General features: G+C 64.9%; 8 protein-coding genes, 1 other RNA gene and 1 pseudogene. 4 read left to right on the top strand and 6 right to left on the bottom strand.

From position 1 onward, the window contains the following. From QZ332_RS08530 to QZ332_RS08555, 6 genes and pseudogenes are all read right to left on the bottom strand, one after another. On the bottom strand, positions 1–2,652 hold the full coding sequence (locus QZ332_RS08530; protein WP_295764413.1) for a valine--tRNA ligase: 2,652 nt from the start codon (positions 2,650–2,652) through the stop codon (positions 1–3). Between the two features lie 13 nt (positions 2,653–2,665). Further along, complete coding sequence (locus QZ332_RS08535; protein WP_295764414.1) at positions 2,666–3,304, bottom strand: YcxB family protein; 639 nt, start codon at positions 3,302–3,304, stop codon at positions 2,666–2,668. A gap of 32 nt (positions 3,305–3,336) precedes the next feature. Further along, the gene (locus QZ332_RS08540; protein ID WP_295764415.1) at positions 3,337–3,861 is read right to left on the bottom strand and encodes a YcxB family protein; all 525 of its coding nucleotides are present in this window, start codon (positions 3,859–3,861) and stop codon (positions 3,337–3,339) included. 313 nt (positions 3,862–4,174) lie between these two features. Then, the gene (gene sigE / locus QZ332_RS08545; protein ID WP_295764416.1) at positions 4,175–4,885 is read right to left on the bottom strand and encodes an RNA polymerase sporulation sigma factor SigE; all 711 of its coding nucleotides are present in this window, start codon (positions 4,883–4,885) and stop codon (positions 4,175–4,177) included. A 109-nt stretch (positions 4,886–4,994) separates the two neighbouring features. Further along, positions 4,995–5,780 (bottom strand): annotated as a pseudogene (locus QZ332_RS08550) (sigma-E processing peptidase SpoIIGA); the annotation flags it as partial. A gap of 117 nt (positions 5,781–5,897) precedes the next feature. Continuing rightward, on the bottom strand, positions 5,898–8,609 hold the full coding sequence (locus tag QZ332_RS08555; protein WP_295764417.1) for a transglycosylase domain-containing protein: 2,712 nt from the start codon (positions 8,607–8,609) through the stop codon (positions 5,898–5,900). A 316-nt stretch (positions 8,610–8,925) separates the two neighbouring features. Here QZ332_RS08555 and QZ332_RS08560 point away from each other — a divergent pair, with 316 nt between their 5' ends. The 4 genes from QZ332_RS08560 to QZ332_RS08575 all read left to right on the top strand — a co-directional run bounded on the left by QZ332_RS08560 (position 8,926) and on the right by QZ332_RS08575 (position 12,053). Then, positions 8,926–9,207 carry a DUF1292 domain-containing protein gene (locus QZ332_RS08560; RefSeq protein ID WP_295764418.1) on the top strand — a complete coding sequence of 94 codons (282 nt, stop codon included), beginning with the start codon at positions 8,926–8,928 and terminating at the stop codon, positions 9,205–9,207. A gap of 38 nt (positions 9,208–9,245) precedes the next feature. Continuing rightward, positions 9,246–9,445: non-coding RNA, 6S RNA (gene ssrS, locus QZ332_RS08565), on the top strand. 235 nt (positions 9,446–9,680) lie between these two features. After that, the gene (locus QZ332_RS08570) at positions 9,681–11,264 is read left to right on the top strand and encodes a peptidylprolyl isomerase (protein WP_295764419.1); all 1,584 of its coding nucleotides are present in this window, start codon (positions 9,681–9,683) and stop codon (positions 11,262–11,264) included. Positions 11,265–11,360: 96 nt separating this feature from the next. Continuing rightward, positions 11,361–12,053, top strand: a complete 693-nt coding sequence (locus tag QZ332_RS08575; RefSeq protein WP_295764420.1) for a DUF554 domain-containing protein — start codon at positions 11,361–11,363, stop codon at positions 12,051–12,053. Positions 12,054–12,854 lie beyond the last annotated feature (801 nt).

Here is a 12,854-nt window from a genome sequence, read left to right on the forward strand (position 1 = left end):
TCAGTCCCCCAGCGCCTTGGCGGACTCCTCCAGCTTGGCGATGAGCTCCCGGAACTTCTCGGCCTTCTCCTTCTCGGCGTTCACCACCGCCTCCGGGGCGCGGGAGACGAATTTCTCGTTGGAGAGCTTCTGCTCCACGATCCGCAGGCCGTTCTCCGCCTTCTCCCGCTCCTTGGCGATGCGCTCCCGCTCGGCGGAGATGTCCACCAGCTCGCTGAGGGGCAGGTAGGCCGCGGCGCTGCGGGTGACGATGCTCACCTGACCGCCGAGGTCCGCCGGGGCCTGCGCGGCAAAGCGCACCTCGGAGGCGAAGGCCAGCCGCTGGATAAAGTGCAGGCCCTGCTCATAGGGCTCCGGATCCGCCGTGACCAGCAGCACCTCCGCCTTCCGGGACGGGGGCACGTTCATCTCCGCCCGGCGGGCCCGGATGGCCTTGATGGTGTCCATGACGGCCTCCATGGCGGCCTCCTCCTTCGGGAAGGACAGGGCCTCCTGATGCTCCGGCCACCGGGACGTCATCAGGAACGCATCGGACCGGCCCTCCTGCTTGGGCAGGGCCTGGAAGATCTCCTCGGTGATGAAGGGCATGAAGGGGTGCAGCAGCTTCAAAAGCTCCGCCAGCACATAGCACAGCACGTTCCGGGCCGTCTCCTTCGCCGCCTCGTCCTCTCCGTTCAGACGGGTCTTGGTCAGCTCGATATACCAGTCGCAGTAGGTGTCCCACAGGAAGTCGTACACCTTGGCGGAGGCCACGCCGATCTCATAGCTGTCCAGGTTCTCGGTGACCTCCTCCACCAGGGCGTTCAGCTTGGAGAGGACCCACTTGTCCTCCCGCTCCAGCTCCCCCGCCGCCGGGAGGGCGTAGGTCTCCGCGTCCCCCAGGTTCATCAGGACGAAGCGGCTGGCGTTCCAGATCTTGTTGGCGAAGTTCCGCATGGCCTCGCACTTCTCGGTGTAGAAGCGCATGTCGTTTCCGGGGCTGTTGCCGGTGATAAGGTTGAAGCGCAGGGCGTCCGCGCCGTAGTTCTCCGCCACCTCCAGGGGGTCGATGCCGTTGCCCAGGGACTTGGACATCTTCCGGCCCTTGTCGTCCCGGACCAGGCCATGGATCAGGACCGTGCGGAAGGGGATCTTCTTCATCTGCTCGCAGCCGGAGAAGATCATCCGGGAGACCCAGAAGAAGATGATGTCGTATCCGGTGATCATGACGGAGGTGGGGTAGTAGAAGTCCAGGTCCTCGGTCTCCTCCGGCCAGCCCAGGGTGGAGAAGGGCCACAGGGCGGAGCTGAACCAGGTATCCAGCACGTCGGGATCCCGGGTCAGGCGGGCGGAGCCGCACGCCTCGCACCGCGTGGGATCCTCCCGGCTGACGTTGATGTGTCCGCACTCGTCGCAGTACCAGGCGGGGATCTGATGGCCCCACCAGAGCTGGCGGGAGATGCACCAGTCATGGACGTTCTCCATCCAGTTGGTATAGGTCTTGGAGAAGCGGTCAGGGACGAACTTCACTTCGCCCTCCCGGACCACCCGCAGGGCCTCCTTGGCCAGGGGCTCCATCTTCACGAACCACTGGGCGGAGATCAGGGGCTCCACGTCGTTGTGGCAGCGGTAGCAGGTGCCCACATTGTGGCTGTAAGGCTCGGTCTTGACCAGATACCCCTGCTCCTCCAGATCCTTCACGATGGCCTTGCGGCACTCATAGCGGTCCATCCCGCTGTAGGGCCCGCCGTTCTCATTGATGGTCCCGTCGTCGGCGATGCAGCGGATGGTCTCCAGGCCGTGCCGCAGGCCCACCTCGAAGTCGTTGGGGTCGTGGGCGGGAGTCATCTTCACCGCGCCGGTGCCGAAGCCCAGCTCCACGTACTCGTCCGCCACGATGGGGATCTCCCGGTCCATGATCGGCAGGATGCAGGTCTTCCCCACCAGATGCTTGAACCGCTCGTCCTCCGGGTTCACGGCGACGCCCGTGTCGCCCATCATGGTCTCGGGCCGGGTGGTGGCCACCACCAGGTCCCCGGACCCGTCGGCCAGCGGATAGCGGATATACCAGAGGTGGCCGGGCTTGTCCTGGTATTCCACCTCGGCGTCGGACAGGGCCGTGACGCAGTGGGGGCACCAGTTGATGATGCGGCTGCCCTTGTAGATGAGGCCCTTGTCGTACAGCTCGCAGAAGGTCTCCCGGACGGCCTTGGAAAGGCCCTCGTCCATGGTGAAGCGGGAGCGGGACCAGTCGCAGGACACGCCCATCTTCTTCTGCTGCCGGACGATGCGGTCGCCGTATTCCTCCTTCCACTTCCAGACCCGCTGGAGGAACTTCTCCCGGCCCAGGTCATAGCGGCTCAGGCCCTCCTTGGTGCGCAGCTCCTCCTCCACCTTCACCTGGGTGGAGATGCCGGCGTGGTCCACGCCGGGGAGCCAGAGGGTGGAATAGCCCTGCATCCGCTTGAAGCGGGTGAGGATGTCCTGGAGGGTGCAGTCCAGGGCGTGGCCCATGTGGAGCTGGCCCGTGACGTTGGGGGGCGGCATCACGATGGAGAAGGGCTTTTTGGAGCGGTCCGGATCGCCGTTGAAGCATCCGGCGTCCTCCCACATCTCATAGATGCGACCCTCCACCTGCTGGGGTTCGTACACTTTCGGCAGTTCTTTCTTCATGTCGGTTCTCCTTTTATGATAAATGGTTTTCCTTGATCTTTTCTTGAAGATACGGCAGGAAGTCTCCCCTCGCTCCTGAGATCAGATCCTTCTTTTGCAGCAGCAGGGCCCTCTCCCCACCATGGACCAGCAGCCAAAGCCGCTCTGTCTCAAAGATCCCGGTCATGTCCTCATAGGGGACTGCCTCTCGGCCCTCCTCGGCAGAAACGGTCATGCCGCCTTCGTCGAATCGGACCTCCGCCGAAGCTCCGGACCAGTTCACGGCCCGCCGTCCCGCCAGCAGTTCAGCCGCCCCCTTTTTACAGGAGGCCGGGGGCTGGAGGGGTCTCCTTTCCCGGAGGCAAAAACTCCAAAGGCCCCAAACCACCGCCAAGCCGCCCGTTATGATCAGGCTGGGGATCCGGGGCTCCATCAGTCCGGGGACCAAGGCAAATATACCCAGTGCGATCAGGATGACGCCATAGACCTTGTACCGCCGCCGCGTCCCCCGGCCCGGGCCCTTAGCGGCGTGGGCGTTGAGCTTGTCCGTGACCTTCCACATGCCCGGCACAGCCTGACGGCTCCGGGCCTCCAGCCGCTGATGGAGAAGCTCCGCCGCTTCGCCGTCCAGAGCGGGGTCGTCGTAATTTGTTATATGAAAGACGAATCCCATCGGCTTTCCCCCCGTTCTATAAGCCTGTATCCTCACTCGATATATGCGATCGGCTTCCCGGTCTTTTCGGTGATGAAGGCCCTGAACTCCTCGGCCGTACCGCCGCTCAGCGTGGCTTTGTCATAGATCTGTCCATGCTGCCGGCTGAACAGGAACACGAAGTAGTCCGCCGTCTCGCATACCTGCTGGACCGTCTCATAATGAAATCCGGTCGACGCGGCCTCAGTCGTCGAGGTATAGCCTTCCTCTGTAAAGACGCTCTTCGCGGACGATGTGCCCGGCAGCATCTTCTTTTTCGCGGCGAAGGCGTTGACCCGATCCTCGGTGAGCAGTATCGCGGTCAAGATCACGCCGACGCCGCAGTTCAGGGTGTCCCGAAGGGTCCAGGGTCCGCCCGTCACCCTCCCCGCGGCGACCAGCACGACCGCCAGCGCCACGATACACCAGCCGGATATATGGCTCCTCCGGCTGCCCTTTTTCCGGATGGTCTTGCGCAGGGCCCGGGCCATGGCGGTCAAGCCTCTTTGGTCGTATCTCGTCTCGAATCGAAACTCCATCTTCCCTCCCCAAAAAGAAAGCCGCCCCAAGCCTCCCGGCTCAGGGCGAACACACACGTCCGCGGTACCACCTGACCTCGCGTCCCCCTCACGGGAGGCGCGCACTCGCGGGCGCTCACGCGCCCTCCCCTCTAACGGCGGGCCTCCGTCGCGGCTTACTCTCCCTTCAGCCGCGCCGCTCCGGGACGACTTCCCCCGCCGCCTCACGGACGCTCTCACCGACCGCGTCCTCTCTTGGCATCGGCAGACCGGGTACTGCTCCCCTTCCCTGCGTTTGTACGGGAGTCAGTATACTACACCCCGTCCCGCTTTGTCAAGACAGACGTAAGATCTCCTTCTTCAGCCGGCTGATGATCCGCTTCTCCAGCCGGGAGATGTAGGACTGGGAGATCCCCAGCCGGTCCGCCACCTCCTTCTGGGTCTGCTCCTTCCCGCCCCCCAGGCCGAAGCGCAGCGTGATGATCTCCCGCTCCCGGGGGGACAGGGTGCCGATGGCCGCCGCCAGCAGGGAGCGGTCCACGTCCTCCTCGATGGGGCGCATGACCACGTCCTCGTCGGTGCCCAGCACGTCGCTGAGCAGCAGCTCGTTGCCGTCCCAGTCCGTGTTCAGCGGCTCGTCGAAGGAGACCTCCCCCCGCCGGGAGGCGTTCTTCCGCAGGTACATCAAGATCTCGTTCTCGATGCACCGGGAGGCGTAGGTCGCCAGCTTGATGTTCTTGTCCGTCCGGTAGGTCCCCACCGCCTTGATCAGCCCGATGGTCCCGATGGAGATCAGGTCCTCGATGTTGATGCCCGTGTTCTCGAACCGCCGGGCGATGTACACCACCAGCCGCAGGTTATGCTCGATCAGCTCCTGCCGGCCCGCCTCGTCCAGGTCGCGGAGCAGCTCCGCCTCCCGCTCCCGGCTCAGGGGCGGGGGCAGGGTGTCGCTCCCGCCGATGTAATGGACGCTCTCCGTCCGCAGGACGCCCCACCGGGCCAGCAGCCGCCGCACCCGCTCTTTCAGATCCCTCAAGACGCTCATGTCCGCCTCCCTTTCCCGCGGGCCCTCCCCACAGCGCCGTATAGCCCTCGCCCAGCGCCGTGGGGGCCAGGGCCGCCGTCAGCCCCGGATACCGGGTCCCGTCGATCTCTGTCCAGTCCGTCCGGATGGTCAGCAGCAGCCCCCCTGCCGTCCCCACCGCGTGATAGGGCGTCAGGCGGGGCCGCAGTCCCGGAGCGGCGGAGCGCAGGGGCTCCAAAAGCTCCTCCGGGGCCTCCAGCCCCCGCCGGGCCAGCAGGCGGACCGCCTCCGGGGGCAGGGCCCTGTCCAGCGCGCCGCCGGCCGCCACCAGGACGGACCGGCCGTCCGCCGAGCGGAGGCCGCTGCCCGTGTCCCACAGCGCCGTCAGCTCCGCCGTCCGGTCCCCGATCCGCACCCGGACCGGCAGCAGCCGCCCCCGGACCCCGTGGGCCGCCGCCGCCCGGAAGACCACCGACACCACGGCGTAAGCCGCCGTCCCGCCGACCACCAGCGCCCTGGCGTCCACGTTGGTGTAGAACACGCCGTCCACCACCGGCACGCCGCCCCCCGCCAGCAGGCCCAGGCCCAGCACGCAGCCCGCCATGCCACAGGAGACCGCGAAGAACAGCACGATCAGCCGCAGCAGCTTCTCCTCCCCGCCGTAGGCGATCAGCCCCAGCAGCGTCCCCGCCGCGAGCTTCACCGGGGCCTGGGCCAAAAAGCCCATCCCCGGCAGGAACACCGCCGCCGCGTAGGCCCCGCCGGCCAGGGCGGCCAGGGCGTAGCGCCCCCGCCGCAGGGGCAGTCCCGCCAGCCGGGCGGCGGAGAGGAGGAGCAGATAGTCCATCAGGGCGTTCAGCACGAAGACGCTGTCTATGTAGATGACGGTCACGCCGTTCCCTCCCCCTTTTCTCACTGGCTATTATAGGACAGGTGCCCCGGGAAAGAGGTCGCTTTTTGCGGCCCCCTCCCGGGCCCTTTTGGGCGAAAAAAGGCGCCGCTCACGCGGCGCCTCCCGGGCTTCATCTCTCGTCTACGTCACGATGCCCCACAGATCGTCGAACAGCCCTCCCCCTCCGCCGGGGTCGGGGGCCGGCTCGGTGGGCTCCTCGGGGACCACCGGCGTGCCGGGCTCCGGATCGGGCGTGACGGGCGGCGGGGGCTGGACCGCCGTGCCCGGGTCTCCGCCGCCGCCATAGCCCTCGTGGCTCTCGCCGGGAGCGGGGACGTAGGGGTCTTGCACGCCGGGGGCCGTGGTCCCGCCGGGGTCGCCGCCGGGATACAGCGGATCGAGGGGATCCACCGGCGGCAGGCCGTTGTGGGCGGGACAGCCTCCGACGGGGTTCGTCTCCGACGGCTCCGTGAGCTTCGACAGGTTGCCGATCAGGTACGCGTCGTCGTCCGCCGTCACGCTGGGGCCGTAGTCCTCCCGGACGTAGTCCAGATAGGCCCGCTCCTCCACGGACTCCAGGGGGCAGGACTCCGTGGCCAGGCAGTGGCCCGCCGTGCAGTAGGACACCATCTGGTGCATCGTGCAATCCTCCGTCGGCCCGGTGCCCGCCGCCGCGGTGAAGTTGCCGACCCGGCCTCCCCGCGGGTCCGCGCGGCAGGCGTCGGTGGGCCTCATGCCGCTGTCCAGGCAGACCTCGATGCTGGTCAGTCCCGTGGAGGGCCTGTTCTCGAAGTCCTTGTCGGGCAGATCCATGTGGATGGGCTCCATGACCTTCTTCCACATGGTGATGGCCGGGTTGCCGCTGTAGCTGATGCGCTCGTTCTGGTCATAGCCCGTCCAGACCGCCGCCACGTAGTAGGGCGTGAAGCCCACGAAGTAGCGGTCGAAGTTCTTGTTCGTCGTGCCGGTCTTGCCCGCGATGTGCATCCCGTTGAACCGGGCGGAGCTCCCGGTGCCGGCCGTCACGGCGTTTTTCAGCATGTCCGTCATCAGGTAGGCCGTGGTCTCCTTCATGGCGACATGGGTCTCCCCCTCGTCCTCCAGCACGGTGACCTCGTGGCCCGAGCTGTCCACGCGGGTCACCCGGAGATAGGTCCGGGGCTCGTTGTAAACGCCGTTGTTCACGAAGCAGGCGTAGGCCGCCGCCATCTCCACGGTGTTCAATCCCCGGGTCAGGCCGCCCATGCCCAGGGCGCCCAGGGCCATGTCGTCCGGCACCAGCTCCAGCCGCAGGTTCTCCGTGGCGAAGCGGTACGCCTCCTCGATGCCCACGGACTGGAGGGCCTGGACGGCGATGGTGTTGATGGACTTCTGGATGCCGACCCGCACGGAGGTGAAGCCGCTGTAGCCCTGGGGCGAGTTCTTGGGCCAGGGGCCGTCCAGATCCTGGACCGGGTAATTGTCGAAGATCGTGCCCGGGGTGATGGTCCCGGCGTCCAGGGCGGGGGCATAGGCCGTCAGGGGCTTCATGGACGAGCCCACCTGCCGCCGGCCCGTGGCGTAGTTCCAGCCCAGGTTCCGGTCCTTCTCCCCCACCTTGCCCACCATGGCCACGATGTTGCCGGTGTAGGGATCCAGGATGGTGATGCCGGACTGGAGCTGCTGGCCGTTCCGGGAGGTCACGTCCAGATTGCTCCGGTCCTCATAGACGCTCTCGGCGATGGCCTGGATGTCCGGGTCCAGCGTGGTGTAGATGCGGTAGCCGCTGTTGTACAGCAGGACCTCGGCCTCCTCCAGGGAGATGCCCTGGGCTGCCGCCAGGTCCGCCGACACGTCCCGGATGATCTGGTCCACGAACCAGGAGTTGATCTCCACCGCGCCCGTGCTCTTCTCCACGATCTCCTCCGCAGAGGTGGAACCGTCGGAGAACTGCAGGATCTCCGCCTTGGCGGCGTCCCGCTGGGCCTCGGTGATGAAGGGCAGGCCGGTATCCGGGTCGATGACCTCCGCCATCTTGTTCAAGATGGTGGCCTGGCGGCGTTTGTTCAGCTCCCGGGGGGTGACCTTGGTGCCGTCCTCCCGGGTGTAGGTCACGTCGTACATGGGCCCGTACAGGGACGGGTTGTTGGTGATGGCGATGATGCAGGCGCACTCCGCCAGGTCCAGCTCACTGACGTCCTTGCCGAAATAATACTGCGCTGCCGTCTGCACGCCGTAGCAGCCCTGGCCCAGGTAGATGGTGTTGAGATAGAGCTCCAGGATGTAGTCCTTGGTGTAGTTCTTCTCGAACTCCAGCGCCCGGAAGATCTCCCGCACCTTCCGGTTGACGTAGGGCTTGTTGTCGTGGGTCATGTTCTTCAGCACCTGCTGGGTGATGGTGGACCCGCCGTAGCTGCCGTCGCCCATGACCAGCTCCTTCACGGCGCCCAGGGTCCGCTTCCAGTCCACGCCCTGGTGGTACAGGAAGCGCTCGTCCTCGATGGAGACGGCGGCCTGCCACAGGTAGTCCGGGATATCCTTGAACTCCACCAGGATGCGGTTCTCCTGGCCGTGGATGCTCTGCAGCTCCTTCCACTGCCCGGACTCCTTGTCCTCGTAGTAGATGAAGGAGCTGAGGTTCATGGTGTAGTCCTCCGCCCGGACCGCCACGGAGGGCGTGACCACGTTGTCGATATACTCCTTGAAAAAGTGCAGGCCGATCAGCGCCGTGCAGACGCCGATCAGCAGGATCGTCCACAGCGTGAAAAAGGTCCACTTGAACACGCCCAGGACGACGCCCAGCGCCGTCCTCCGGGGCCTCCGGCGGCGGGGGCGGGAGGGGACCGGCTGTTCTCTTCTTCCGTGCTGCTCCAAGCTGTAAGTACCTCCTTTTATAAGGGATGGGCCCTCCGGCCCTGTTTTCCCCGGGCGGGAGGGCGGAACGAGCGATCGATGGCAGAGCTCCCAAAAATTGCTGGGGGCCCTCGTTTTCTATTGTACCATCCCCTGTCAATATTGAAAATGTCGTTTTTCCCCGAAAAAAAGTTCTCAAATCGCATGGATCTATGGATTATGGGCAGACTAGCTCCCAGCGGCACTGCCAACTTTTCGTCTTTTTCACGATTTCTCCTCTTGCAATCGGCGGCGATCGCGTGTAAAATATGATCAAGCCGAAAAAAGGAGGCCCCCTATGAGTGAAGATTTTGGCCCCACCTTCCTGACCGTCACCGACGAGGAGGGCAACGAGCTGGTCTTGGAGTTCATGGACGCGCTGGAGCACGACGGCCAGCTGTACCAGGCGTTCTTCCCCGCCGAGACCGAGGGGGAGGAGGACGATCCGGACGCCGGGCTGGTGATCTTGAAGGTCCTCCACGAAGACGGCGAGGACATCCTCTCCACCCTGGACTCCGACGAGGAGCTGGAAACGGTATACGGCCTGTTCATGGAGTCGCTGTTCGACGGCGAGGAGTGATCCCTCCCCCGGACCAAGCGCATGATATCACATAGTGCAGTACCCTGCGGGGTGCGTGATAGATCTTTTTTTAACCCACATTTCGTTATACGGGACGCCAGATCAGGGCGTGGTTCGCAGGCCTCCCGGCTGCCGTTCGCGGCTGGAAGTTGGAAGCGGTGAAGCGTCTTGGAGGCGACCCACCTGTCCGTAAAGGTGCAGGTTATAACGAGGTCTACACGGCTCTCGCGGGGTACTATTATGCCCGCGGGCCCCTCCCATCCGGGCGGTCTCCGGCCGGCGGGCCGGTCGCGAGGCCAGGCATCCCGGCGGAGCGGGCCCGGGATTTGATGAAAAAACCGTGAATTCTCCGCTTTCCTCCCCCGCCGGGCGGATTTTAGGCTTGCACATTCGCCCGTCTTCCGCTATAATAGCGAAGTGCGTAAAAAACCGATCCCAATGTAACTGAAAACTTGAGAGGACTGAAACAACAAATGAGCGCATCGAGAGAAAAGCAAAACCGTCAGGCCGCCGCCGGCCAGGCCGGCCCTAAGACTGCCCGCGAAGCCCAGCAGCGCAGGGAGGAGAAGCGGAGCAGCCTCCTTTACGGCGTCATCGCCGCCGCCGTCGCGGTCGGCGTCATCGCCTCCATCGTCTGGCGCAGCGGCATCATCCCCCAGATGACCACCGCCGTCACCATCGACGGAGAGAAGTACACCACCGGCGAGGTGAGCTACTACTACCAGACCGCTTACCGCAATTTCCTCAACAACTACTCCTCCGTCGTCAGCTACCTGGGCCTGAACCCCAGCGCCTCCCTGAAGGACCAGGCCCTCGAGGCGGGCACCGCCTCCATGCTGGGCATCCAGGTCCCGGAGAGCGGGGAGGACGGCTCCGGCAGCATGACCTGGCACGACTACTTCCTGGACGAGGCCCTGGACAACATGAGCGTCATCCAGACCACGCTGGCCGCCGCCGAGGCCGAGGGCTTCCAGTATCCCGCCAGCGTCCAGGCGGAGTATGACGACAACATGGCCGCCCTCAGGTCCACGGCCGCAGCCAGCGGCATCTCCGTCGGCCAGTACCTGAAGGGGACCTTCGGCTCCGGCATCACGGAGAAGATCTATGGCGAGCAGCTGATGCGGGCCCTGCGCTACGGCGCTTACACCGACGCTTACCGCGACAGCCTGACCTACTCCGAAAGCGAGCTGGAGGCGGTCTACGAGGCGGACCGGAACACCTACGATCACGTGTCCTACGAGCTCGTCACCCTCTCCGCCGCCGCGGAGAGCACCAAGGATGCCGACGGCAACACCGTGGAGCCCACCGAGGAGGAGTCCGCCGCCGCCATGGAGGCCGCGCAGGAGGCCGCCCAGGCCATCCTGGATGCGGCCCGGTCCGGCGGGGACCTGGAGTCCCTGGCCGAGGAGCACGGGGGCACCTACAACCGCAACGAGGCCGGCAGCTACAGCTCCGGCAGCGTCACCTCCGAATGGCTGTATGACACCGCCCGGCAGGCCGGCGACGCCGCCGTGCTGGAGGACGGGACCATCCTCTACGTGGCGGTCTTCCACGACCGTTCCCGGGACGAGTCCCCCACCATCGACATCCGCCACATCCTGGTGCCCCTGGGCAATGCCGCGCTGGAGGAGGGCGACGAGGGCTATGAAGACGAGCAGGCCCAGCTGAAGGCCGACGCCCACGCCAAGGCCGAGGAGCTGCTGGCCCAGTGGCAGTCCGGCGAGGCCACGGAAGAGTCTTTCGCCTCCCTGGCGATGGCGGAATCCGCCGACAGCTCCAAGTATGACGGCGGCCTCTACACCGAGGTCTATCAGGGCCGGATGGTGGAGGAGTTCGACGCGTGGTGCTTCGACGCCGCCCGCCAGCCCGGCGATACCGGCATCGTGGACACCCAGTTCGGCTCCCATGTCATGTACTTCTCCGGCGTGGACATGACGCGCTGGCAGGTACAGGCCGCCAACAGCCTGCGGGGCGAGGCCTATGCCGCCTGGGAGGCCGGCCTGGCGGAGGACGTTGCCATCCTGCGCAATGCCTCCGGTCTGAAGTTCATCGGCTGAGATCGACGATATGTTTGAAGGGGCCGGCAGGTGGTGCCGGCCCCTTCCCTCGAAGGGATGCCTTCAAACTTTAAATGGAGAAAGAGAGGGATCTTTATGCTGGTCGGCACACTGGTCAACACCGGCACCGTGATCGCCGGGTCCCTGATCGGCATGCTGCTGGGCAACATCCTACCGGAGCGCCTGCGGGACACGGTGATGAAGGGGCTGGGGCTCTGTACGGTGTTCATCGGCGTCACCGGCATGCTGGGCGGGAGCAACGCGCTGATCACCATCATCTCCGTCGCCGTAGGCGCGGTCATCGGTGAGCTGTGCGATCTGGACGGGCATCTGGAGCGCTTTGCGGGGGGCCTGGAGGCACGGTTCAAGAAAAGCAAGGGAGGGAGGGCCTCCCTGGCGGAGGGCTTCGTGACGGCCTCCCTGGTCTTCTGCGTAGGGGCCATGACCATCGTAGGCGCGCTGAACGACGGGCTCACCGGGGACCATGAGATGCTGTTCACCAAAGCCACGCTGGATTTCGTATCGTCTATGATCTTCGCCTCCTCCCTGGGGATCGGCGTGCTGATGGCGGCGGCGGCGGTGTTCACGATCGAGGGCGGGATCGCCGCTCTCGCCAGCCTGGTGGCCCCGCTGCTCCAGCAGGACCCGGCCACGATCCCGGAGATGACCGTCGTCGGATCGGTGCTGATCGTTGGCTTGGGGCTGAACCTGCTCGGCGTGACGAAGCTGAAGATCATGAATTATGTCCCGGCGATCTTCCTGCCGATACTGTTGTGCGTCTTCATGTGATCCGGACTGCATATCTCAAAACGAAAGGACGCCTCTGTCATAACAGGGGCGTCCTTTCAGCCTGTATGGCCCTGACGGCCGATCCCCCCCGCCTGGGGGGATCCGGATGAGCCGTCCATCCGATCGGTGGCTGCCCGATGGATCGAGATCTGCACCTTCGATCGGTCTCCTGCATTCATTACAAATGCCGTGTCATAGGCAGGGGGCAAAAAAGTCCTCATCGTTTGCAAGAGCGCAGGAAGTGCGGTATAATGGAGCCGAGGAAGGAGGCTTTCGATATGATACAGATCCTCATCCCTGGCATAGCCGTATGCGCCGCATGGCTGCTCTACCGCCAGGGCTGTATGGCGACGAAATGTATCGCCGCGGTCCTGTTTTCATTTCGAGCCGGGAAGACCTGTGACAGGGTCTCTACGGATTCCTGCAGGGGCTGGATCCGGCACTTGATAAAAGTTCGCGAGTGCCGCACTTACGAATTTACCTTGAACTGCCAACTATCAAAAGGGACTGTAGAGGTCTCTCTGTTGGATGAGGATAAGCAGGAGCTTTTAAGGTTAGATCACGATTCCCCCAGCGGCAGGGTCCAGCTGGATGGGAAAAGCAGATACTACCTGCTTTGGAGATTTCATTCTGCGACCGGGGACTGCGGACTGTATTGGCAGGGTCGATAAAGCAGGGTCATGCGGCCGCGCCGCCTTCCATGCCCCATAAATGAAACGAGACAGGTCACCGAAGTGACCTGTCTCGTGTTGGCGCCACCTATCTTCCCGGGCCGTCGCCAGCCAAGTATTGTGGGCAGGA

It is taken from the genome of uncultured Oscillibacter sp. (assembly GCF_910584465.1).
Taxonomy (GTDB): Bacteria; Bacillota; Clostridia; order Oscillospirales; family Oscillospiraceae; genus Oscillibacter.